Source organism: Streptomyces sp. NPDC057474 (genome assembly GCF_042802555.1).
Classification (GTDB): domain Bacteria; phylum Actinomycetota; class Actinomycetes; order Streptomycetales; family Streptomycetaceae; genus Streptomyces.
The window spans coordinates 26,730-49,329 of sequence record NZ_JBHVDX010000025.1; the positions used below are offsets into that span (position 1 = coordinate 26,730).

General features: G+C 70.2%; 24 protein-coding genes. 12 read left to right on the forward strand and 12 right to left on the reverse strand.

Going from position 1 to position 22,600, the window contains the following annotated elements; all coding sequences use genetic code 11:
• Positions 1 to 127: 127 nt before the first annotated feature.
• On the reverse strand, positions 128 to 1,108 hold the full coding sequence (locus ACFU53_RS10145) for a DUF4394 domain-containing protein (protein WP_383988557.1): 981 nt from the start codon (positions 1,106 to 1,108) through the stop codon (positions 128 to 130).
• A gap of 219 nt (positions 1,109 to 1,327) precedes the next feature.
• On the opposite strand from ACFU53_RS10145, the gene ACFU53_RS10150 reads away from it, so the two are divergent.
• Positions 1,328 to 2,443: an endonuclease/exonuclease/phosphatase family protein gene (locus tag ACFU53_RS10150; RefSeq protein WP_383988560.1), complete on the forward strand. Its 1,116-nt coding sequence runs from the start codon at positions 1,328 to 1,330 to the stop codon at positions 2,441 to 2,443.
• 113 nt (positions 2,444 to 2,556) lie between these two features.
• Here the strand turns inward: ACFU53_RS10150 and ACFU53_RS10155 are convergent, their stop codons facing one another.
• Complete coding sequence (locus ACFU53_RS10155) at positions 2,557 to 3,939, reverse strand: glycine--tRNA ligase (protein WP_383988563.1); 1,383 nt, start codon at positions 3,937 to 3,939, stop codon at positions 2,557 to 2,559.
• 217 nt (positions 3,940 to 4,156) lie between these two features.
• On the opposite strand from ACFU53_RS10155, the gene ACFU53_RS10160 reads away from it, so the two are divergent.
• The 4 genes from ACFU53_RS10160 (at position 4,157) to ACFU53_RS10175 (ending at position 7,368) form a co-directional block, all read left to right on the forward strand.
• On the forward strand, positions 4,157 to 5,119 hold the full coding sequence (locus ACFU53_RS10160; RefSeq protein WP_383988566.1) for a metal ABC transporter substrate-binding protein: 963 nt from the start codon (positions 4,157 to 4,159) through the stop codon (positions 5,117 to 5,119).
• Between the two features lie 28 nt (positions 5,120 to 5,147).
• Positions 5,148 to 5,915, forward strand: a complete 768-nt coding sequence (locus ACFU53_RS10165) for a metal ABC transporter ATP-binding protein (protein ID WP_383988571.1) — start codon at positions 5,148 to 5,150, stop codon at positions 5,913 to 5,915.
• Between the two features lie 13 nt (positions 5,916 to 5,928).
• Positions 5,929 to 6,873: a metal ABC transporter permease gene (locus ACFU53_RS10170; RefSeq protein WP_383988574.1), complete on the forward strand. Its 945-nt coding sequence runs from the start codon at positions 5,929 to 5,931 to the stop codon at positions 6,871 to 6,873.
• Between the two features lie 81 nt (positions 6,874 to 6,954).
• Positions 6,955 to 7,368 (forward strand): Fur family transcriptional regulator, encoded by a 414-nt coding sequence (locus tag ACFU53_RS10175; protein WP_383988577.1) that lies wholly within the window; start codon positions 6,955 to 6,957, stop codon positions 7,366 to 7,368.
• 270 nt (positions 7,369 to 7,638) lie between these two features.
• On the opposite strand, the gene ACFU53_RS10180 is transcribed toward ACFU53_RS10175, so the two are convergent.
• The 5 genes from ACFU53_RS10180 to ACFU53_RS10200 all read right to left on the reverse strand — a co-directional run bounded on the left by ACFU53_RS10180 (position 7,639) and on the right by ACFU53_RS10200 (position 10,238).
• Positions 7,639 to 8,193 carry a YcxB family protein gene (locus ACFU53_RS10180; RefSeq protein WP_383988580.1) on the reverse strand — a complete coding sequence of 185 codons (555 nt, stop codon included), beginning with the start codon at positions 8,191 to 8,193 and terminating at the stop codon, positions 7,639 to 7,641.
• A gap of 3 nt (positions 8,194 to 8,196) precedes the next feature.
• A complete protein-coding gene (locus tag ACFU53_RS10185) occupies positions 8,197 to 9,033 on the reverse strand; it encodes an isoprenyl transferase (RefSeq protein ID WP_383988584.1) in 837 nt (278 codons plus the stop codon).
• A gap of 67 nt (positions 9,034 to 9,100) precedes the next feature.
• Positions 9,101 to 9,850 (reverse strand): DNA repair protein RecO, encoded by a 750-nt coding sequence (gene recO, locus ACFU53_RS10190; protein ID WP_383988587.1) that lies wholly within the window; start codon positions 9,848 to 9,850, stop codon positions 9,101 to 9,103.
• The gene (locus ACFU53_RS10195) at positions 9,847 to 9,978 is read right to left on the reverse strand and encodes a hypothetical protein (protein ID WP_383988589.1); all 132 of its coding nucleotides are present in this window, start codon (positions 9,976 to 9,978) and stop codon (positions 9,847 to 9,849) included. Before ACFU53_RS10195 ends, recO begins: the two co-directional genes overlap by 4 nt.
• Before the next feature lie 29 nt (positions 9,979 to 10,007).
• Positions 10,008 to 10,238 carry a hypothetical protein gene (locus ACFU53_RS10200; protein WP_383988675.1) on the reverse strand — a complete coding sequence of 77 codons (231 nt, stop codon included), beginning with the start codon at positions 10,236 to 10,238 and terminating at the stop codon, positions 10,008 to 10,010.
• Positions 10,239 to 10,577: 339 nt separating this feature from the next.
• Here ACFU53_RS10200 and ACFU53_RS10205 point away from each other — a divergent pair, with 339 nt between their 5' ends.
• Genes ACFU53_RS10205 through ACFU53_RS10220 form a run of 4 tightly spaced genes read left to right on the forward strand, consistent with a single transcriptional unit; the run spans position 10,578 to position 12,881 of the window.
• Positions 10,578 to 11,411, forward strand: a complete 834-nt coding sequence (locus ACFU53_RS10205) for a Scr1 family TA system antitoxin-like transcriptional regulator (RefSeq protein WP_383988592.1) — start codon at positions 10,578 to 10,580, stop codon at positions 11,409 to 11,411.
• Complete coding sequence (locus ACFU53_RS10210; RefSeq protein WP_383988595.1) at positions 11,393 to 11,665, forward strand: DUF397 domain-containing protein; 273 nt, start codon at positions 11,393 to 11,395, stop codon at positions 11,663 to 11,665. The genes ACFU53_RS10205 and ACFU53_RS10210 overlap by 19 nt, the downstream gene beginning before the upstream one ends.
• 59 nt (positions 11,666 to 11,724) lie before the next feature.
• Positions 11,725 to 12,276, forward strand: a complete 552-nt coding sequence (locus tag ACFU53_RS10215; RefSeq protein WP_383988598.1) for an antibiotic biosynthesis monooxygenase — start codon at positions 11,725 to 11,727, stop codon at positions 12,274 to 12,276.
• 20 nt (positions 12,277 to 12,296) lie between these two features.
• Complete coding sequence (locus tag ACFU53_RS10220) at positions 12,297 to 12,881, forward strand: HD domain-containing protein (RefSeq protein WP_383988601.1); 585 nt, start codon at positions 12,297 to 12,299, stop codon at positions 12,879 to 12,881.
• A 44-nt stretch (positions 12,882 to 12,925) separates the two neighbouring features.
• On the opposite strand, the gene ACFU53_RS10225 is transcribed toward ACFU53_RS10220, so the two are convergent.
• On the reverse strand, positions 12,926 to 13,249 hold the full coding sequence (locus ACFU53_RS10225) for a helix-turn-helix domain-containing protein (protein ID WP_383988604.1): 324 nt from the start codon (positions 13,247 to 13,249) through the stop codon (positions 12,926 to 12,928).
• A complete protein-coding gene (locus ACFU53_RS10230) occupies positions 13,246 to 13,626 on the reverse strand; it encodes a type II toxin-antitoxin system RelE/ParE family toxin (protein WP_383988607.1) in 381 nt (126 codons plus the stop codon). The genes ACFU53_RS10225 and ACFU53_RS10230 overlap by 4 nt, the downstream gene beginning before the upstream one ends.
• 355 nt (positions 13,627 to 13,981) lie before the next feature.
• Between ACFU53_RS10230 and ACFU53_RS10235 the strand changes: the two genes are divergently transcribed.
• Positions 13,982 to 17,083 (forward strand): BTAD domain-containing putative transcriptional regulator, encoded by a 3,102-nt coding sequence (locus ACFU53_RS10235; protein ID WP_383988609.1) that lies wholly within the window; start codon positions 13,982 to 13,984, stop codon positions 17,081 to 17,083.
• On the opposite strand, the gene ACFU53_RS10240 is transcribed toward ACFU53_RS10235, so the two are convergent.
• Positions 17,034 to 17,927 (reverse strand): hypothetical protein, encoded by an 894-nt coding sequence (locus tag ACFU53_RS10240; RefSeq protein ID WP_383988611.1) that lies wholly within the window; start codon positions 17,925 to 17,927, stop codon positions 17,034 to 17,036. The genes ACFU53_RS10235 and ACFU53_RS10240 overlap by 50 nt on opposite strands.
• Before the next feature lie 412 nt (positions 17,928 to 18,339).
• Between ACFU53_RS10240 and ACFU53_RS10245 the strand changes: the two genes are divergently transcribed.
• The gene (locus ACFU53_RS10245; RefSeq protein WP_383988614.1) at positions 18,340 to 18,996 is read left to right on the forward strand and encodes a M15 family metallopeptidase; all 657 of its coding nucleotides are present in this window, start codon (positions 18,340 to 18,342) and stop codon (positions 18,994 to 18,996) included.
• A 436-nt stretch (positions 18,997 to 19,432) separates the two neighbouring features.
• On the opposite strand, the gene ACFU53_RS10250 is transcribed toward ACFU53_RS10245, so the two are convergent.
• Entirely contained in the window at positions 19,433 to 19,876 is a 444-nt protein-coding gene (locus ACFU53_RS10250; RefSeq protein WP_383988617.1) for a protein phosphatase, read from the reverse strand.
• A gap of 3 nt (positions 19,877 to 19,879) precedes the next feature.
• Entirely contained in the window at positions 19,880 to 20,620 is a 741-nt protein-coding gene (locus tag ACFU53_RS10255) for a FadR/GntR family transcriptional regulator (protein WP_383988669.1), read from the reverse strand.
• Positions 20,621 to 20,929: 309 nt separating this feature from the next.
• On the opposite strand from ACFU53_RS10255, the gene ACFU53_RS10260 reads away from it, so the two are divergent.
• The gene (locus tag ACFU53_RS10260) at positions 20,930 to 22,558 is read left to right on the forward strand and encodes an ABC transporter substrate-binding protein (RefSeq protein ID WP_383988620.1); all 1,629 of its coding nucleotides are present in this window, start codon (positions 20,930 to 20,932) and stop codon (positions 22,556 to 22,558) included.
• Positions 22,559 to 22,600 lie beyond the last annotated feature (42 nt).

The window sequence follows — 22,600 nt, forward strand, 5'->3', positions numbered from 1 at the left end:
CCGGTGAGGTTCACCGCCTCGCGCAGCGCCTCCTTCGTTCGGAAGCGGCGGTAGGCGCTCCCATGGCACATGACAGCTGACAGATTTCAATATCCGTCAGCTGTCATGTGCCGGTCCTCGGCTGCCGTCACCCCTGCCGCAGCGGAATCGCCAAGTCCACCACCTGCCGCCCCTTCCCGAACTTCCCGGTCGGAGTCGCCTTCCCCGTCAGCAGGTCGACGCTGAACACCCGCGCCCCCGTCACCGCGTACCCGGCGTTCACCCCGCTCCTCGTCGAGCTGTAGATGTCGAAGCCCGAGTTCAGCGGGGCGTCGACGCCGAGGTTGCCGGTGGGCGCGAGATTGCCCGCGTTGGCCGGCGACTGGACCGAGACCCGGTCCAGGGCGGTGTCGAGGTCGAAGAGGGTGGTCGCCGTCGTGGCGTCGAGGTCGTTGTTCGTGTACGCCGCTCCGGTGACCCCCTGGGCGGTGGTACCGGCCGTGGCGGGCGGGACCGGCGGGTTGGTGAGGGTGCCGTCGACGGCCGTGGTGCCGGCGGCCGGGGCGCCCTGCGGGTCGTCGAGGTTGTGGCGGAGGTTCTGGCCGGTGTCGCTGATCACGCGGAGACGGTTGGCGGCGGGGTTGAAGTCCACGCCGTACGCCTTGCCCTGGAGGGCGACCGTGAGCTGGGAGACCTTGGTGGCCTTGGCTCCCACCTCGCGGATGGTGTAGATGCCGCCCTTGTCGCCGACGCCGTACAGCTTGTTGTTCTGGACGCGGTAGTCGATGCCGACGAGCTTCGTGTCGCCCTTGAGGCCGCCGACCCTGCCGAGCGGCAGCGCGGCGCCGGGCTTGTCGACGCGGAAGGCGACGAGCCGCTGGTCGGCGGTGAGGCCGATGGCCTTCAGCCCGCTGGGAACCTGCGCCCCGCCGCCCAGGCCACCGCCCTTGGACTCGACACCGGTTCCGGTGCCGGAGGAGTCACTTCCCGACGACCCGGACCCGGACCCGGAGCCCGCCCCGGACCCTGACGCCGCGGACGATCCGCCCAGCGCCCCCGCCCCGACCGCGCCGACCGTCCCGATCGCCACCGCCATCGTGAGTACGCCGATGATCGCTTGCTTGCGCATATACGCCCCCGTGAAGATGCGCGGCCCGCCCCCTGCGGGCCGTATGCCTCTCCTTCGGAACCGGGACAGGTCCGGATTGGTGGGTCGTACGAGATTTTTTCCGGGAACTACGGAAGTTTCCGTGGCGTTCCGTTGGACACCATTCATCCGCTCTCGGACAATTCGAGGTGTCTGTCAGCCTGTCAGCGCGTCACCGGCCGCGCGGCCCCAGGAGGGCGCATGACCATCCGTATCGCCACCTTCAACGCGGAGAACCTCTTCCGTCGGCCGACGGTGTTCGGCCTCGATGACGACGAGCGGCGCAAGCAGATCCTGGACGACTTCAACGAGCTGGTCGGTCTCCTCGACAAGGAGATCTACCAGGAGGCGGACAAGGAGCGGATCGCCGAGCTGATCGTGAAGCACGACGCGCACGACTCGGGCGCGGGCAGCCGCCGGCCGTTCTTCGTCAACCAGCCCCGTGGCGGCGCCAAGCTCTACACGGTGTCCCCGACGGGAGGTCCCGTCGTCAAGATCGTCGCCAAGGGGCGGCCGAAGTGGTCCGGTTGGGCCGAGCTGGTGCGGGGCGACATCAGCTGGGACGCGGTGGAGAACACCGGCCGGGTGATAGCCGAGGTGAACGCGGACATCCTGCTCACCGTCGAGGTCGAGGACCGGCTCACCCTGGACCGCTTCAACACCCAGGTGCTGGGCGGCGCGCTGGGGCACGACCCGTACCCGTTCAACCTGCTCGTCGACGGCAACGACAGCCGTGGCATCGACGTCGGCATCCTCAGCCGGTTCCCGGTCACGTCCGTGCGGTCGCACATCTTCGATCCCGGCGAGAACGGGAACCCGGTGTTCAGCCGGGACTGCCCCGAGTTCGAGGTGGAGGTCGACGGCGCACCCCTGTGGGTCCTCGGCAACCACTTCAAGAGCAAGGGCTTCGGCAGGGCCTCCGAGAACGACAAGCGCCGCAAGGCCCAGGCCAAGCGGGTCAGGGAGATCTACGAAGCCGCCCTCGCACGCTCCTCGCGGGTCGTGGTGGCCGGCGACCTCAACGACTCCCTCGCCAGTCCCCCCATCGAGCTGCTCCTCGACGCCGGCCTGCGCGAGGCCATGACCCACGAGAGCTACGGCACCAACCCCCCGGGCACCCACGGCACCGGCAAACGCGACGAGCAGAAGCTCGACTACCTCATGTTCTCCCCGGAGTTGTGGGACCTCGTGACGAACGTGGGCGTGGAGCGCCGGGGCATCTGGGCCCCGAGGACCTTCCAGTCCTTCGCCACGGTCACCTCGAAACTCGACCAGGCCTCGGACCACGCGGCCCTGTTCGCCGACCTGGACCTGTGAACACGCAGTTCCCCGGCCCACTCAAGGGGCGCGGGGAACTGCGCGACCAGCCACGAACAACCCGCAGCCGGCCAATCACCCAGGCCAGGCAGACGCGAACCCGGCAACCACCATCATGCGCCGACAAGCCGCCCAGCGAGGTAACCCTCGATCTGGTCCAACGAAACCCGCTCCTGCTTCATCGAGTCACGCTCACGAACGGTCACGGCGTTGTCGTCGAGCGTGTCGAAGTCGACCGTCACGCAGTACGGCGTACCGATCTCGTCCTGGCGCCGGTACCGGCGACCGATCGCACCCGCGTCGTCGAACTCGATGTTCCAGTTCTGCCGCAGCGCCGTCGCGAGCCCCTTCGCCTTCGGGGACAACTCGGAGTTGCGGGACAGCGGAAGCACCGCCGCCTTCACCGGCGCGATGCGGTGGTCGAGCCGCAGCACCGTCCGCTTCTCCAGCTTGCCCTTGGCGTTGGGCGCCTCGTCCTCGGTGTACGCGTCGAGGAGGAACGCCAGCATCGTGCGGCCGACACCGGCCGCCGGCTCGATGACGTACGGCGTGTACCGCTCGCTCGCGTCCTGGTCGTAGTACGCCAGGTCCTGGCCGGAGGCCTTGGAGTGGGCGGTGAGGTCGTAGTCGGTGCGGTTGGCGACGCCCTCCAGCTCACCCCACTCGTTGCCGCCGAACCGGAAGCGGTACTCGATGTCGGCGGTGCGCTTGGAGTAGTGGGAGAGCTTCTCGGCCGGGTGGTCGTACCAGCGCATGTTCTCCTCGCGCATGCCCAGGCCGGTGTACCAGTTCCACCGCTCCTGCATCCAGTACTCCTGCCACGTCTCGTCCTCGCCCGGCTTGACGAAGAACTCCATCTCCATCTGCTCGAACTCGCGGGTGCGGAAGATGAAGTTGCCGGGCGTGATCTCGTTGCGGAAGGACTTGCCCATCTGGGCGATGCCGAACGGGGGCTTCTTGCGCGAGGTGACCTGCACCTGGGCGAAGTTGGTGAAGATGCCCTGGGCGGTCTCGGGGCGCAGGTAGGCGACGGAGCCGGTGTCCTGGGTGGGGCCGAGGTGGGTGGAGAGCAGACCCGAGAACTGCTTGGGCTCGGTGAACTGGCCCTTGGTGCCACAGTTGGGGCAGTTGACGTCCGCGAGGCCGTTCTCCGGCAGGCGGCCCTTCTTCGCCTCGAACGCCTCCTCCAGATGGTCCGCGCGGAACCGCTTGTGGCAGGAGGTGCACTCGGTGAGCGGGTCGGAGAAGGTGGCGACGTGGCCGGAGGCGACCCAGACCTCGGGGGCCAGGATGACGGACGAGTCGAGACCGACCACGTCCTCGCGCGACGTCACCATGTAGCGCCACCACTGACGCTTGATGTTCTCCTTGAGCTCGACACCCAGCGGTCCGTAGTCCCAGGCGGCCTTCTGGCCGCCGTAGATCTCGCTGCAGGGGAATACGAAGCCTCGGCGCTTGCTCAGGCTGACGATGGTGTCGATCTTGTCGGCGGCCACGGTGCTCTCTTCATTACGACGACGGGCGACGAAGCGCTGCGCTCCTGGAGGGAAGCGGACGCGCTTCAGAGCGAATGCCTCAGGTTACCGGCGGGGCCTCCCCTCCGATCAAATCGGTTCGGAGACAGAGACGGCCGAGAGCCGGACAAAGGCCTTACCAAGGGCTTACCACCAGGCTTGTTGACAATCGTTTCCAGAAAAGATGAAAATGACTGTCATGAACGTAGTACGACGACGAATCCTGATACCCGCGGCGGCGACCGCGGCCGCCGCCCTGAGCCTCACCACTCTCTCGGCCTGCTCCACCGACAGTGCCGCCGCAGGCAACACGGACAAGTTCGACGTCGTCGCGTCGTTCTACCCGATGGCCTTCCTCGCCGAGCAGATCGGCGGGAAGTACGTGAACGTCACCAGTCTGACCGAGCCCGGCCAGGAGCCGCACGACCTGGAGATCAGCGCCAAGCAGACCGCGGCGCTCCAGGAGTCGGACGCCGCGCTCTACCTCAAGGGCCTGCAGCCCTCCGTCGACGACGCGGTCGCGCAGTCCGAGGTCAAGACGAAGATCGACGCTGCCACGCTGACCGCCCTGGAGGAGCACGGCAACGAGGTCGGCGGCCACGCGGCCGAGCACGACGACCACGAGCACGAGGAACTGGAGGGCAAGGACCCCCACGTCTGGCTCGACCCCGTGAAGTACGCGGAGATCGCCAAGGGTGTCGGCGCCGCCTTCGAGAAGGCCGACCCGGACCACGCGGACACCTACAAGACCAACACCGAGGCCCTGGTCGAGAAGCTGGGCGCGCTGAGCGACCAGTTCGAGAACGGTCTGAAGAACACCGACACCAAGGTCTTCATCACCACCCACGCCGCCTTCGGCTACCTCGCCGAGCGCTACGGCCTCACCGAGGAGGCCATCTCCGGCCTGGACCCCGAGTCCGAGCCGAGTGCCGCGCGGGTCAAGGCACTTGAGAAGATGGCGAAGGCCGACGGTGTGACCACCGTGTTCTACGAGACACTCGTCAGCGACAAGACCGCGAAGACCATCGCCGCCGACGCGAACCTCAGGACCGACGTCCTCGACCCGATCGAGGGCATCACCGAGAAGTCGCGCGGCAAGGACTACTTCTCGGTCCAGGAAGCCAACCTGAAGGCTCTCCGGACAGCCCTGGGAGCCAAGTGACCTTGTTGATCATCCGGAGGCAGCAGGCATGACCGAGCCCGTCATCTCGTTGCGCGGTGTGCGCGCCGAACTGGGCTCGCGCACGGTCCTGCGCGGCATCGACCTCACCGTGCACCGCGGTGAGGTCGTCGCGCTGCTCGGCGCCAACGGCTCCGGCAAGTCCACCGCCGTACGCACGGTGATCGGTCAGGTACCGCTCAGTGACGGCGAGATCGAACTGTTCGGCACCCCGCGGCGCCGCTTCCGCGACTGGCGGCGCCTCGGGTACGTGCCGCAGCGCACGACGGCGGCGGGCGGTGTCCCGGCGACGGTGACGGAGATCGTGGCCTCGGGCCGGCTCTCCCGCACCCGCCTCGGCATCCTCCGCAGGGCCGACCACGAGGCGATCCGGCATGCCCTGGACATGGTCGGCATGGCGGACCGCGCCAAGGACTCGGTGAACGCCCTCTCCGGCGGCCAGCACCAGCGCGTCCTCATCGCCCGCGCCCTCGCCTCCGAACCGGAGCTGCTGATCATGGACGAGCCGATGGCGGGCGTCGACCTGGCCAGCCAGGAGGTGCTGGCCGCGACCCTGCGCGAGCAGGTCGCGAAGGGCACGACGGTGCTGCTGGTCCTCCACGAACTGGGCCCGCTGGAGCCGCTGATCGACCGTGCGGTGGTCCTCCGCGACGGCTGCGTCACCCACGACGGCCCGCCCCCGAAGGCGGTCGGCCAGCACGCGCTGCCCGGCCACGACCACGTACACCCGCACGCGGCACCGGGCACCGAGCCCGTCCGTACGGGTCTGCTGAGCTGAGAAGGCACTCGCGATGGAAATCCTCAACTACGCCTTCATGCAGCGGGCCCTGCTCGCCGCCGTCCTCGTCGGCATCACCGCCCCCGCGATCGGCATCTACCTCGTCCAGCGCCGCCAGGCCCTCATGGGCGACGGCATCGGCCATGTCGCGATGACGGGCGTCGGCCTCGGCTTCATGCTGTCGTGGTCGCCGGTCTGGATGGCGACGCTCGTGGCCGTGGTCGGCGCCGTGCTGATGGAGCTGATCCGCTGGTACGGCAGAACGCGCGGCGACATCGCCCTCGCCATGCTCTTCTACGGCGGCATGGCGGGCGGTGTGATGCTCATCAACCTCGCGCCCGGCGGCACCAACGCCAACCTGATGTCGTTCCTCTTCGGCTCGCTGTCGACCGTGTCACAGGAGGACATCACCGCGATCTGCGTCCTGGCCGCGTTCGTGATCGTGATGACGCTGGCGCTGCGGCGGCAGCTGTTCGCGGTCAGCCAGGACGAGGAGTTCGCCCGGGTCACCGGCCTGCCCGTGCGGGCGCTGAACCTGCTGACGGCGGTCACGGCGGCGGTGACCGTGACGGTCGCCATGCGCGTCGTCGGCCTGCTGCTGGTGTCCGCGCTGATGGTCGTCCCCGTCGCCGCCGCGCAGCAGCTCACCCGCAGTTTCGCGGCGACCTTCGCGGTCGCCGTCGCCATCGGGGTCTCCGTGACGATCGGCGGCACGGTCACCTCGTACTACCAGGACGTACCGCCCGGCGCGACGATCGTGCTGCTCGCCATCGCCGCGTTCATGGTGCTCACCGCGCTGGCGACACCGCTGGCCAGGCGACGTGCGAAGGCCCTGGAAGCGGCCGCCGGCGACCCGGCGGAGTGCGTGATCCCGAAGGACGGCGGGGCCGCCGGGGCGGGGGTGGTCAGGGATACGGTTCCGGCCAGCCGGGGCTCCGTCGAGGGGTCCGCCGGCTGACCGGCGTCCGCCCGGCAACCCACCGGGCCTGCGCGGGCTGGCACAATGGCCCCCGCAAGACCGCTACGCGAGGAGGCAACGGTGACGACCGCTGGACCTGTACGAGGTCGTTCCACCCGGCAGCGGGCGGCCGTGGCTGCGGCACTCGACGAGGTCGACGAGTTCCGCAGCGCGCAGGAACTCCACGACATGCTCAAGCACAAGGGCGACTCGGTCGGGCTCACCACCGTGTACCGCACGCTGCAGACCCTCGCCGACGCGGGCGAGGTCGACGTCCTGCGCACCTCCGACGGCGAGTCCGTGTACCGCCGCTGCTCGACCGGCGAGCACCACCACCACCTCGTCTGCCGCGCCTGTGGCAAGGCCGTGGAGGTGGAGGGCCCGGCGGTCGAGAAGTGGGCCGACGCGATCGCCGCGGAACACGGCTTCGTGAACGTCGCCCACACGGTGGAGATCTTCGGCACCTGCGCGGAGTGCGCGGCGAAGACCTCGTAGGGGCTCCTGGACCTCGTAGGGGCTCCTGAGCGCTCCAGGCGCTATAGGCGCTATAGGCGCTATAGGCGCTATAGGCGCTATAGGTGCTCTTGGGCGCTCCAGGCGCTACTGGGCCTTGCGGCCGAGGCAGCGCTCCGGCTCGTTCTCGGAGCCTTGGCGATCTGCTGGAACAGCCCCGGCAGCCGCTTCTCCAGCCGCGTGGCCGTGTCGCGCATCTCCTGCTTGGCGCGCCCTCTGCTACGAGCGGGCGTTCTGCTGCGGCCCCGAGCGCTACACCCGGGTCAGACCTTCGCGGTCGAGGACGGCACGGAGCCGGTCGGCGTCGGCGGGGCTCGTGAGGCCCCGCTTCGGTAGCACGGTGAGGCGGGGCGTGTGGACGCCGCCGCTCAGCAGGACGAAGGTGCGCGGGGTCTCCGCGTACCGGGACACCTGCGACCAGCGGGCCGCCCGTTCGGTGCCCCGGTCGTGCTCGACCGTGACGCCCCACAGGTCCAGCACGGTGTGGTGGGTGCCGAGCAGCGCCGCCCGGCGATGGAGTTGGCGGGCCTGGAGGCGCGGGAGGACCAGCAGACCGAGTACCGGCGCGGCCGTCATCACGAGGACCTTGGGATCGGGCGCGACGCCGAGCAGCAGGGGGACCACCGCCAGGATCAGCCCCAGCCCGCCGGAGAAGAGCAGCAGCCCCCTCCCCCACCGCGCGACGGCCGAGGCCCGCGTCGACGCCCGTAGCGCCTCGCGGAACTCCCCGGCCGTCGCCCGGTACACCAGCTCGACCGGGTCGGCATGCCCGGCCCGGCCGGCCTGTTCCTCCCCGGCCTCCGCCAACGCTCAGCCCTCCGTCCGGCCCTCCATCGCGAGCAGCTCCTCGTTCGGGATGGCGCCGCCGAAGCGGCGGTCGCGGGAGGCGAACTCCACGCACGCCCGCCACAGGTCACGGCGGTCGAAGTCCGGCCACAGCACGTCCTGGAACACCATCTCGGCGTAGGCGCTCTGCCAGAGCAGGTAGTTGGAGGTGCGCTGCTCGCCGCTGGGGCGCAGGAAGAGGTCGACGTCCGGCATGTCCGGGTAGTAGAGGTACTTCGCGAAGGTCTTCTCGGTGACCTTGGAGGGGTCCAGCCGGCCCGCGCGGATGTCCTCGGCGAGGGCCTGGGCCGCGTCGGCGATCTCGGCACGGCCGCCGTAGTTCATGCAGAAGTACAGGGTCAGCAGGTCGTTGTCCTTGGTCTGCTCCTGGGCGACCTGGAGCTCCTTGGCGACCGACTTCCACAGCTTGGGCATCCGGCCCACCCAGCGGACCCGGATGCCGAGCTCGTCGAGCTGGTCACGGGTCTTGCGGATGAAGTCGCGGTTGAAGTTCATGAGGAAGCGGACCTCGTCGGGCGAGCGCTTCCAGTTCTCGGTGGAGAAGGCGTAGAGCGAGATGTTCCGGACGCCGATCTCGACCGAGCCCTGGAGGACGTCGAGCACCCGCTCGGCGCCGACCTTGTGGCCCTCGGTGCGCGGCAGCCCGCGCTCCTTGGCCCAGCGGCCGTTGCCGTCCATGACGATCGCCACATGCTTGGGGACCAGCTCGCCGGGGAGCTTGGGCGCGCGGGCGCCGGACGGGTGCGGCGTCGGTGCCTTGTGCTCGCGGCGCTGACGCCCGAGGAACCCGCGTACCACCATGTGCTTCTCGTCTCCTCTGTGGTGCTGACGACTGTGTGCTGACGACTGTGTGCTTACGACTGTGTGCTTACGACTTTTCCACGTACCGAAGTGAGCGCAGGCCGCGCTCCAGATGCCAGTGCAGATAGGCGGACACCAGCCCGCTGCCCTCCCGGACGTGCCGCGGCTCGCTCGCGTCCGCGGTCTCCCAGTCCCCCGTCAGCAGCGCGCCGAGGAGTTCCAGGGCCTGTGCCGAGGGTACGACGCTGCCGGGCACCCGGCAGTCCACGCAGACGGAGCCGCCGGCCGCGACGGAGAAGAAGCGATTCGGTCCGGGCAGCCCGCACTTCGCGCAGTCGCCGAAGCTGGGGGCGTAGCCGTTGATGGCGAGCGAGCGCAGCAGGAAGGCGTCGAGGACGAGGTGCGGCGCGTGCTCGCCGCGGGCGAGGGTGCGCAGCCCGCCGACGAGCAGCAGATACTGCTGCACGGCGGGCTCGCCCTCGTGGTCCGTGAACCGCTCGGCCGTCTCCAGCATGGCCGTCCCGGCGGTGTAGCGGGCGTAGTCGCTCACGATGCCGCCGCCGTACGGTGCGATGGTCTCACTCTGGGTGCACAGGGGCAGCCCGCGTCCGATCAGCTCACTGCCCCGCGCGAAGAACTGCACGTCCACATGCGAGAAGGGTTCGAGCCGTGCCCCGAACTTCGACTTCGTCCGCCGTACGCCCCTGGCCACGGCCCGCACCCGCCCGTGACCGCGGGTGAGCAAGGTGATGATGCGGTCCGCTTCACCCAGCTTCTGCGTGCGCAGGACGATGCCGTCGTCCCGAAAGAGACTCATCGCGCACCCCCGGGGGGTTCCTGCTGGGGGTACGGGGGTCGTCCCCCGGGAGAACACAGCATGGTCCGGTCCGCCTCACCCAGCTTCTGGGTGCGCAGCACGATGCCGTCGTCGCGGAACAGGCTCATGCCGCCCATTCTCGCCTACGGCCACCCCTTCAAGGGACCTCACCTCGGCTGCGGGCGTTCTCGTACGCCGTCGCCGCGCGCAGCCGCTCCGTGGTCGTCGCCGCCCGTACGGTCTCGGGAGCGCAGTCCCACTCCCTTCCTCCTCCTACGGGTCTCAGCTGGATGTACGGTCCCTCGTGCCCCATCACCAGGCCGACCATTCCGGTACGGGTGTCGACCGCGTACGTGCCGACCGGGGGCTCCTTCCCGTGCGCACTCACCGCAGAGCCGCCGCCAGGCGGGCCGCGACATCCACGGAACAGCCGCCCAACACCACCAGCGGACAAGGTGTCTCTCGCGCAAGACTCGCCGGGTCGATCCCCAATGACGGCAAAACAATTCCGGCCTTCGCGAGTACCCGCCGCAATTCCTCCACCATTTCCTCCGCCTCTTCGACGCACCGCGCCGAGTGTCGTCCCACGGGTCCTTCGCCCACTGCCTTCACGGTGCTCCCCTGACTGGCCCAGTTTCACTCTTCGCATCTCCATGGTGACCTTCTGTGCCTAGACTCGACAGGAGTCTGTGCTCTACAAGTACGCGGCAGTACAAAGGGGTTGGCCATGGCCAATGGTTCACGTCAGGCGGCGTGGGAGTTCTTCGGTACGGAGCTCAAGCGGCACCGGGAGAACGCGGCGCTGACCCAGGTGGAGTTGGGGTCGCGGGTTTTCGTCTCCGGTGGCTATATCGGCCAGTTCGAACAGGCCATTCGCCGACCTCAGTTGGATGTGGCGCAGCGGATTGACGAGGAGCTGCAGACCGAGGGCTTTTTCGAGCGCACGTGGCGAAAGCTGATCGACGACAAGCGGTACGCGGATTACTTCGCGGCGGTTGTGGAGTTGGAGCGGACGGCGACGAAGATCTGTGAGTTCGCGCCGACGTTGGTTCCGGGGCTGTTGCAGACGGCGGAGTACGCACGGGCGGTGACGCTGGCGGCCAACCCCTTCGTCACGGATGAGTACGTGGAGGAGAAGGTGACCGCGCGACTAGAGCGAGCACACATCCTCAAGGACGCTACAAGGCCCGAGTATTGGGCGATCCTGCACGAGACCACGCTTCGGGTTCCCGTCGGCGGTCCGGCGGCCATGGCAAGGCAGTTGGATCACATCGCCGCACTGGGGCGCGCGCGGAGATTGCTGGCAATGGTGCTCCAGTATTCGGGAGGAGCGTGTGCCTCCATGGCGGGGATGATGCAACTGATGGAGTTCGAGGACGCGCCGCCAACCCTCTATACAGAGACCTCGTTTTCGGGCGACCTACTGGACAGCCCGACGGTGGTGAAGCGCGCACAGCGCGCATACGATCTGATCAGGGGCGCCGCGCTGTCGCCGGAGGCGTCTCTCGCCCTGATCGAATCGGCGGCTGAGGACTTCAGACAATGCGCGAGTACGACCTGAGCAACGCCCGCTGGCGCAAGAGCAGCTACAGCAACGGCGAAGGCGGCAGCTGCGTAGAAGTCGCGTACGACTTCTCTGGCGCCGCCCGCTGGCGCAAGAGCAGCCACAGCGACGACAACGGCGGCAGCTGCGTCGAGGTAGCCGACGGAGTCCCCGGCCTCGTCCCCGTCCGCGACAGCAAGGTGCCCGGCGGCCCCGTCCTGGTGGTCGGCGCCGCCGCCTGGGCCCGCTTCGTCGGTGCCGTGACGGGGTGACCGCTCAGCACGGCCATGCATGAGCGGCGGCGAACGTGGCACACGTCCTCATGCACACCATGCGAGTTCAGTGCCGCGAGCCCATCACCACGGTGTTCACCTGGCAGGTGCGGCCCGGCAAGGAGGACGTCTTCGAGGAGTGGACGCTGGGCGTGACGCGCAGCGCCTCGCGGTTCGTCGGCAACGAAGGGGTCTCCTGGCTCCGGCCGGAGGAGGGGCACCGGTACCACGCGGTGCTGCGCTTCTCCGATCCGGAGCGGCTCGGCGCCTGGCTGACCTCCGAGGAGCGGGCACGCTGGCACGAGCGCATCGACGGCGTCGCCACGGAGGTGAGCAGTGAGCGGCAGTCCACCACCGGCATGGAGACCTGGTTCGACCTGCCCGGCACGACCGTGCAGGCCCCGCCGCGCTGGAAGATGGCCCTGACGACGTTCCTCGGCGCCTACCCGTTCACCCTGCTCATCCAGTGGCTGGTGACCCCGCACACCGGCACCTGGCCGCTGCCGCTGCGCGCGGCGGTCTTTCCCCTCATCCTCCTCCCCACTCTGACCTTCGTGGTCATGCCACTCCTCAGCAGGCTGCTCCGGCGATGGCTGTATGCGAAGCGGTGACGGAGGGCAGACTGGGCCGCGTGACCACCACCGACCCACTGGCCGATGCCGTCGAACCGCCGCTGCGCCCGCTGCCGGAGCGAGCCGCGACCCTGCTGCGCAGCCTCGACGCTCCGCCCCGGCTCACGGCGCACCTCCGGCTCGTGCACGATGTGGCGTACGAACTGGCCGACTGGGTGGAACGGCGGTACCCGGAGCTGTCGTTCGACCGTACGGCCGTGCTGTTCGGGGCGGCCACGCACGACATCGGCAAGACGGCGTACGTCGGTGAGTTGTCCGGGCCCGGTTCCGCGCACGAGGAGGCCGGGCGCCGACTCCTGCTGGACCATGGCGTCGAGCCGGAACTGGCCAGGTTCGCCAGAACCCATGCCGCCTGGTCGGAGCCGGAGGCAGGAATCGAAGACCTGCTGGTCAGCGTGGCCGACAAGGTGTGGAAGAACAAACGGGTGTCCGAACTCGAAGACCTCGTGGTCGCGCGGCTGGCCGAGGCGACCGGCAGACCGGCATGGGAGGAGTTCCTGGCCCTCGACGACCTGCTCGGCTCACTCGGCACCGACGCCGACCGGCGACTGGCCTTCCAGGCGGCGTATCCCGTACACCGGTAAGCAGGCGGCGTATGCCTCTACACCGGTAAGACCGTGACCCGCGGTCAGCCGACCTTGCGCAACTCCCCGTCGTCGAAGACGGCGACCATGACCAGGCTGCCGCCCAGCGCCTCGACGTACCTGGCCACGACATCCGTGCCGGAGACCTGTCCGCTCTCGATCTGCGACACCCGGCCCTTGCTCACGCCCATGCGCTCGGCCACCTGGGCCTGGGTGTAGCCCCGCTCCCGTCGCATGTCGACCAGCCGCCAGGCGCGGGCCTCGGCGAGCATGCGCTGGGCCCCCTCCAGGAAGGCGTCCCTGCCACCGGCCCGCTCTTCGGCCCGCTCACGGTGTCCGGCGGCCGACCACCTGATCTCTCCGTTCACAGCTCCGACTCCTTCTTCCGATCAGCCACGTATTCCGCGTACAAGCGCTCGGCCAATGGGATCGCCTCGTCGTACCAGGCGCTCCAGTTCCCCGACTTGTCTCCGGCCACGAGCAGGATCGCGGAACGCCAGGGATCGAAGACGAAGAGGACACGCATCTCACTCCGTCCCGCCGAACCCGGACGCAGCTCCTTGAGATTGTGCAAGACCGACCCGTTGATCCTGTCGACCAGCGGCCGCCCCTCGGCCGGCCCGTGACAGGCGAGGATCCAGATCGCCTGGTTGACGAGCACGTACGAAGCCGGGTCGGTCTTCTCAAGGTCGTTCAGCCACTGATCCACCTCGCCGGTCAGGTAGACGTCCCACTGCTCTTCCAACTTCCAGCCTCTCCTAGAGTTTAGCATTCACTAAACTCGCCGAAAGGGCGCGGGCACGCTGAGTCACCAGAAATTCACCCGTCCGGGGGCCCGGGTGCCGAACGTGAGGCACGCCGCCCCGGGCCGCCAGGCACCCGGGCGGCGCCACGGCTCTCCCACGGCATCACCACAGGTGGTCCTCACATACGTGGGGAATCTCCGCGTTGTCCACCTAAGATTCCCTCTGGTTCCCCCGTTTTCCGACAACTCTCTGGCGCATCATGCGTCATGGGAAACCACTCGGCGTACATGAGCGTCGAACGTTGCGTGAGCAACCGCTGTCCCGGCGGTCCGACAGCACGGAAGATGGGGACCCGTGGAGCTGGAATTCCGACTGCTCGGCCCGGTCGAGGCGTGGCACGGTGACAGGCCCCTGCGGCTGGGCGGGCCGAAACCGCGGGCGCTGCTGGCCGTGCTGCTGCTGCGGGCCGGGCAGGTGGTGCCCGCGGACGCGCTGGTGGACGTGATCTGGGGGGACGAGCCCCCGGGCACCGCGCGGGCGCTGGTGCAGACGTATGTGTCGGCGCTGCGGCGGGCGTTGCCCGCCGAGGCGGCGGAGGCGATCGAGACCCGGCCGCCGGGGTATGTGATGCGGCCCGGGGTCGGACGGGTCGATCTGGCGGGGTTCGAGACGCGCACGGCAGAGGGCCGACGGGCCGCCGCCGACGGGGACCACGCGGAGGCCGCCCGGCTGCTGCGGGAGGCACTGGAGCTGTGGCACGGGCCGGCGCTCGGCGGGGTCGGGGAGGCGCTGCGGGGTGAGGCCGGGCGGCTGGAGGAGGCCCGGCAGGCGGCCCTGGAGGAACGCATCGCCGCCGAGCTGGAGGCCGGCGGGCACGAGGCGGAGCTGGTCACCGAGCTGACCGCGCTGGTCGAGGCCCGCCCGACCCGGGAGCGGCCGCGGGGGCAGCTGATGCTGGGCCTGTACCGACTGGGCCGGCAGGCCGACGCGCTGGCCGTCTACGCGGAGGGGCGGGCCGTCCTCGCCGAGGAGCTGGGGCTCGACCCGGGCCCGGAGCTGAAGCGGCTGTACGAGGCCATCCTGCGGGCCGACCCGACCCTGCTCGCCTCCACGGCAGCCACCGCCGCTCCGCAGCCCGCCGCCGCCACGCCCCGGCCCGTATCCCTCCTGCCGCCCGCCATCGGGGACTTCACCGGGCGGGAGGAGGAACTGGCACAGGTCGTCGAGGTGTTGACCGGCGAGCGGGAGGCGATGCCCGTCGTCGTGGTGTCGGGGGCCGCCGGGGTGGGGAAGTCCGCGCTCGCCGTGCAGGCCGCGCACCGGGTGGCCGGCGACTATCCCGACGGGCAGCTCTACGCCGAACTGCACGGCTTCAGCGAGCCCGTGCCGCCCGCCGAGGTCCTGGGCCGGCTGCTGCGGGCGCTCGGCGCGGACCCGCCGGAGGACACGGCCGAGCGCGGCGACCTGTTCCGCAGCCTCGTCGCCGGGCGGCGGATCCTGCTGGTCCTGGACGACGCGAACGGCGAGGCCCAGATACGGCCGCTGCTGCCGGGCAGCGCCACCTGCGGGGTCCTGGTGACCTCACGGGCCCGGCTCGGCGGGCTCGTCGGGGCCCTGCGTACCGACCTCGACGTCCTGGACGACGCACGCGGCCTCGAACTGCTGACCAGGGTCACCGGCCCGGAACGCACCCCGGACGACCCGCGCGAACGGGCCGCGGCGCGGCGCATCGTCGAGCTGTGCGGGGGGCTGCCGCTGGCCCTGCGGATCGCGGGCGCGCGCCTGGCGACGCGGCGGCACTGGACACCCAGCGTGCTCGCCGAGCGCCTCGCCGACGAACACCGCCGCCTCGACGAGTTGTCCGTGGGCGACCTGGAGGTACGGGCCGGCCTCGGCCTCAGCTATCAGGCACTGGACGAGTGCGCCCGCCGCGTACTGCGCCGCATCGCCACGCTGGGCTCGGCGGACGTCGCCGTGTGGACGGTGGCCGCGCTCTCCGGCACCCCGGAGGACGAGGCCGAGGAGATCCTGGAACGCCTCCTGGACGCCCAGCTGATCAACTGCCCCGGCACCGACCAGGTCGGCCAGCCCCGCTACCGCCTGCACGACCTGGTCCGCGTCTACGCCGCCGAACGCGCGGAGGCCGAGGACCCCGTCGGCGACCGCACGGCGGCGGTGGGGCGGGCGTTGACCGCCGGTCTGTGGCTGATGGACCGGGTGACGGAGGCGGCGCCCTCGGGTGCTGTGATCTTGAGGCAGGGTTTCAGACGAGCGCCCCTGAAGGGGCGCGGGGAACTGCGCGAGCAACCACGGACAACCGGCAGCCGCGAAGCAACCGAGCACACCTCCCCTGTGGGCGAACAGACCGCCCGCCGAGCCCTGGAAGACCCCTTCGCCTGGTTCGACGCGGAGGCCGACACCCTCACCAACGCGGTGGAGCGGGCGGCAGCCATGGGCCTGCACACCCTCGCCTGTGAAGCGGCGGCCGCCCTGTGCTCCTCCTCCTTCGCCATCAGCAACCGCTTCGACGCCTGGTGGCGCAGCCACGACGCCGCACTCGCGGCGGCCCGCCGCGCCGAGGACCGCTCGGGCGAGGCCCTGCTGATCATCGGCCTGGGGCAACTCCGCTACGAACAGGACCGCATCGCCGAGTCCCAGGAGTACTTCCGCACGGCCGAGCGCATCTGCACGGAACTCGGCGACGTACGCGGCCGTTCCGCCGCCCTCGCCGGCCTCGGCAGCGCCTGCCGCGAGGTGGGCGAACTGCGTGACGCGGAGCGGGCCCTGACCGACGCGGCCGACGGCTTCCGCCGGGTCGGCGACGACACCGGGGTCGGTGTCGCCTGCCGGTACGGCGGTTCCGTACGCCTCGAACTCGGCGACCAGGAGGGCGCGTTCCCGCTGCTCGACGAGTCGCTGCGGGCGTACCGGCGGCTCGGCAGCCGACGCGGCGAGGCCCTGGCGCTGCGCACGCTCAGCCTGGTGCACCGCTCGCTCGGCGCGTACGAGGAGGCCGCGCGCGTGGCCGAGCAGGCGCTGGAGATCCTGCGCGCCCTCCGCGACCCGCACATGGCGGCGTACGCCCTGCGGGCCCGGGCCAAGGCCCGGCTGCGGCTGGGACACACCCGGGAGGCGGAGGCGGAACTGCACGAGATCCTGGAGGTCTGCCGGGTCCACGAGGACCGCTTCGGCGAGGCCCTGACGCTGCGCACGCTCGGCGAGTGCGCGCTGGCCGACGGCCGGCTGACGGACGCGGAGGGGCTGCTGGCCGCGTCCGCCGACCTCTGGGGCGTCCTCGCCCTGCCCCTCCCCCGGGCCCGCGCCCTGCGCAACCTGTCCGTCGTGCGGGCCGCGCTCGGCGATCAGGCCGGCGCCGACGCGCTGCGGGCCGAGGCCATGGAGGTGTTCAACGCCTGCGAGGCCCGCGAACGGCACGAGCCATGGCCGTGGGTGTGACCCGTGTGATCCGCGACCACAGGGCCGGGGCCGTGCCGGTGGCCGGGCGGCGGGCCCGGAGCTGTCGCCAGGTCGGCTTCGGGCAGCGGCCCTTGGGCCGGGCGTTGGTGAACTTCTCGTAGGGGACCAGCCGTGGGGGCAGGCCGATCTCGACCCAGTGGGCCTTGCCGGAGGAGAGGTCCCAGCCGTCGTTGGGGATGCGGAGGTGATCGGCGCGGTGGTCCTTGTCCTGGCTGGTGATCTGGAGGACCTCGACATGGCGGAGGCGGGGCCGCATGACCACGCAGTAGTGGGGCCGTTCGCCGGTGGCCTCGCGGAACGGCACCAGGGCGTGCCAGATCTCGCCGGGGGCGGGGCGGCGCCGGCCGCCGTTGAGCCCGCCGTCGTCCCACCAGCGGACCGCCCGGTGGCAGAGGAACGCGGCGAGCCCGGCCGCCCCGCTCTGCGCCAGGGTCCGGGAGCTCCACACCGCCGAGTCGAACCGGGTCTCCGCCCAGAGCACCGCCGCCCGGCTCGCCCCGAGCACGACCGCCGCGTGGCAGAGGTAGGCCCACCAAGGGCTGGGCCGGGACCACCTGGTGAACGCGGCCACACCCAGCGCGACCGCGACGGGCACGCCGTACACGACCGCGTCCTGCCCGGCCGTGAGCGGTGGCAGCGGAGGGTCCTGTGCGGCCATCAGATCCGGTACGGCGACCGGCAGCGCCAGCGCGTAGCCGACGGCGTTCCACACGGTCAGCAGCAGATAGACCTTGACGGCCATGCCCAGGCACGACGTGTTGGTGCGACGGGCCACCGGATCCTCCTTCTCCCTGCGGAAGATCATCATCCGCGCGAGGAACACGGCGCGGGATCCGTGGAATTGCGTACGCGGCTACGTAATGGGACCGCGTTTCCTGGCGCCGGCCGGCAGTCGGTCGCCGGTCGGCCAGGCCGAAACCCGCTTGCGGCGGACTTGCAGAGAACTTGCAGCGGAGTGCGCCATTCTCGTTGTTCTCGGGGGAACAACGGATCGGCCGGGCGACCACCGCCCGGCCGGTCGGCCCACCGGAGCGCACAGGGGACGGACCGGTGGGAACGTGACAACAGTGGGTTCGGAACAGCAGGACGGGCTGGGGGAAAGCCCGGCGCCAGGCCGCAGACCACCACTCAAGGGGGGAAGCCCCCGGGGAGGGACATCAGGGGATCAGGTCCCTCCCCGGGGTGCTGCCAAGCACCCCACCGCCTCACACCTCCCGCCCGGTGGAAGACGACGCATGCCTTCGATCATCCTCATGAGCGACCCCGAGGTCGCCGGTGTCCCGGTCCAGGAGTGCGGTGAGCCCCTCGTCGACCTGAGGGAGCTGCCCTTCGTGGTGGTCGACTCCCGCCAGGCCGACCCCGAGGGGTCGTACGCGCACCTCCGCGAGGGCGTCGCCTGGCGCCTCGCCCGAGCCGCCCGGCTGCTCCCCGACGGGCTGCGGCTGCTGGTCACCGAGGGGTACCGGCCGCTCGCCCTGCAGATCCAGTACTTCGAGGCGTACGCCGCCGAACTGCGCCTCGCCAACCCCGACTGGACCGAGGAGCACCTCCACGTCCAGACCAGCCGTTCCCTCTCCCCGCCGGAGATCGGGCCGCATGTCGCAGGCGCCGCGGTCGACCTCACCCTGTGCACCGCCGCCGGGGAGGAACTCGACATGGGCACCCGCCTCGACGCCAGCCCCGAGGAGAGCGACGACGCCTGCTACACCGACGCGCCCGGCATCTCCGACACCGCCCGCCGCAACCGCCGCACCCTGAGCGCGGCGCTCACCACGGCCGGGCTGGTCAACTACCCCACCGAGTGGTGGCACTGGTCGTACGGGGACAGGTACTGGGCGCTGATGACGGGCGCGCCGAACGCGCTGTACGGGCCCGCGAGGACCGGTCCCTAGCCCGGCGTACGCCCAAGGCCTTGCGTCCCCGCCGTCCCTACCCGTCCCATCCCCGAGGGCTGCACCCCGTCCTCCGTGTCGCCTCGGCGGCAAACCCCGTAGCGGGGGTCAGGGGCAGCACCCTGTGGATGGGACGGGCAGGGGTGGCGGGGGCGGAGTCATGTGCGGGGTGCATCGCCCGTGCCGGTGGTCACGGCCGCTCGGCGACGCACGGGAAAGTACTGGCGCGGTGTCACCCCGACGATCCGGTGGAACGCCGCGACGAAGGAGCCGGACGAGGCGTAGCCGACACGGTGGGTCCGGACTCGATGGGGAGGCCCTCGGCGAGGAGGGGCATCGCAGACGGACATCTCCGTGGCCGTGCACGAGCAGGGCGGCAGCCTCCGCTTCCGCGCGCGTCGGCCGTGACCGGCCGTCACCTCGAACTCCTCGGCGGTCAGGCCCCGAACCTTCTCACGTACCGCCGCTGCCAAGGGGTCTCCACCGCGTGCCGGTCGTAGTGCCGGCGTACGTACGCCACGGCCTCCTCCGGCGGTACGCCGTCCAGCACCGCCAGACAGGCCAGCGCGGTGCCCGTACGGCCCCGGCCGCCGCCGCACGCGAACTCGACACGATCGACGGCCGCCCGTTCCCAGGCGTCCCGCAGCACCTCCGCCGCCTCCCCCCGGTCTCCGGGCAGCCGGAAGTCGGGCCAGCGCAACCAGCGGGACGCCCAGGGGACCTCGGGCGGCTCCTTGCCGAGGCAGTGCACGGCGTAGGTGGGGATCCTGCCGTCCGGGAGCGGGCGGCGAAGCCCCCGGCCGCGCACCGACCGCCCGGAGGGCAGCCGCAGTACACCGGGGTCGGCCGGATCCCAGGGCTCGGTGGCCACCTCCCCCATGGCCTAACCCACCCCCCGCGACGCCTGCGCGGCCCTCGTCTCGATGCCCCTGAAGTGATCGGACATCGCCTGTTGCGCGCCCTCGACGTCGTGGGCGCGGAGGGCGGCCACGATGTCGCGGTGGCGGCGGATGGTCAGCTCGGGGGTGGGGTCGTCGGTCCAGCCGCGGGCGCCGGCGACACGAAGGAAGACGGTCCAGAAGGCGCCGAGAAGCTGGGGGATGAGCGCGTTGCCGAGGGAGGCGTAGAGGAGTTCGTGGAAGTCGCGGTCGAGTTCGGCGACGGATTCGCCCGCCTTTCCGGCGGCCTCCATCCGGTCGACGACGGCCGCGAGACCGTCCAGCTCGTCCTCGGTGAGGGTGCCCGCGACCCGTCGTACGAGGCCGTCCTCCAGGACCTCGCGGACCTGGAGGATCTCGGCGAGCGCGGCGGTGTCGCCGTCGGGCCGGGCGAGGGTGCGGAAGGTGAGGCCGTCGACGAGGGGCGTGAGGGAGGCCTCGCCGACGTACGTGCCGTAGCCGTGCCGGATGTCGACTATGTCGAGGGCCTGCAGGGCTTTGAGTGCCTCTCGGACGGAGTTGCGGCTGACGCCGAGGTCCTCCATCAGCTCCGTCTCGGTGGGCAGCGGCGCGCCCGCCTGGAGCTTGCGGTCGAGGATGAGCTGCATGACCTCGTGCTGGATCTGGCTGCTCACCCGTCGCTCGGGCCGGCGCCGGCTCCCGCTCTCCTGAGACATGCGCCGCATCGTACGCTCGCCGGACATCCGACGTCCCACCTCCGGACGGAAACCGCGTGAACCGACCAGGGGAACGCCGGGTGAACGCACGGTGATCACCCCGGGAAATTGTGCCCTAACGGACCGTCAACTGTCCTTATTTCACACTGCCATTGGTCGCACCTTTGGCAGGTACGCCATTCGTGTGCGACCTCTTGACCGCCCCCACCGGCGCTTTTAAGGTCACGCTGCTCCCTGTAGGACGTAGGACGTCGTATCTCCTGTCAGAGATCTCCCCCCCCCACCGCTTCGCTCCCTCGCTGCCTCGCTGGAGGAACCGTGCGCGACGTGACCCATGACGCCCCGGCGACGCCTCGCCGGTCGTTCCTGAAGTACTCCGGCGCACTGGGCGCGGCCGCCGCCGTCTCCTCGTCGCTGGCCGCCTGTTCGGCCGGGCCGGAGTCCACCAACGACACCGGCGGCGGGAGCGGGAAGAACGGCACCCTGACCGCGGTCATCGGCTACGGCAACGACGGCAGCTGGGACCCCACCCAGACCGCGTCCGCCTTCTGCATGGCCGCCAACAACCACATCTACGAGGGGCTCCTCGACACGGACCCCATCTCGCGCGAGCCGTACGCGGCGCTCGCGACGGCCGTGCCGAGCGATGTCGGCGGCACGTCGTGGAAGTTCGAGCTGCGGCCCGGCGCCACCTTTCACGACGGCAAGCCGGTGACCGCCGACGACGTCGTCTTCGTGTACGAGCGCATCCTCGACCCCGCCACGCAGACCCTCGCCAAGGGCTTCTTCGCCAGCTGGCTGAAGGAGGTCAGGAAGATCGACGCGCGGAATGTCGAACTGGTGCTCAGGTTCCCCTTCCCCGACGGCATTTCCCGGCTGACGCTGGCGAAGATCATGCCGAAGCACGTGTACTCCCAGCCGGGTGCCTGGGAGGACGCCATCAAGGGCAAGGCGATCGGTTCGGGGCCGTACCGGCAGACCGCGCACCACCCGAAGTCCAACACCACGTTCGAGGCGTACGCCGACTACAACGGCCCCCGTCCCGCCGCCTTCCAGAAGATGAACTGGATGACCATCGTGGACGCGGCCCCGCGCGTCGCGAAGATCTCCGGCGCGAGTGCCGGCGCGCAGATCGCCGACAACATCCCTTACGCCAATATCGGGCAGCTGGAGAAGGGCGGCATGTCCGTCCAGGGCGGCTCCGGGATGAACAACCTCTTCCTCATGTTCAACACCAAGCGCAAACCCTTCGACGACGTACGCGTACGGCAGGCACTGCATTACGCGATCGACCGGGACAAGATGATCGAGGTCGCGCTGAAGGGGCACGGGAATCCGGCGAGTTCCTTTCTGAACGAGCAGAATCCGAGTTATCGGCCGGCGAAGAGCGTGTACGCGTACGACCCCGACAAGGCGAAGGCGTTGCTGGCGGAGGCCGGGGTGAAGGGCCTGAAGATCGAGATCCTGTCGGTGAACGTCAGCTGGATCGTCGACTGTCTGCCGACGATCAAGGCGTCCTGGGACGCGATCGGGGTCGAGACGACCCTCTCGCCGCAGGAGACCACGGCCGTCTTCACGAAGATGGACCAGAAGCAGGACTACCAGGTGGTCGCCGCGGCCTCCAATCCCAATCAGTTCGGGCTCGACGCGGATCTGATCATGCATTACAACTACGGGCCGCAGAACCTGTGGATGCAGTACGCGCGGTGGGCCGATAATTCCGTGGCCAAGGGACTTTTCAAGGACATGGACCGGGCGACGCAGGAATCGGACGCCGACAAGAAGAAGACGATGGTCCAGGACTACATCGACATCGTCGCCGAACAGGCCGTGCTCTATCCGGTGGTCCACAACGAGCTGATGACGGCGTGGGACGCGCAGCGGCTTACGGGGATAAGGGCACAGCCATATCCCGGGATCAACCTCCTTCAGGCGAAGTGGGTTTAGCGCCGTTGGGGGTGCGGTGGGTTGCCGACTGCGGGTTGATTG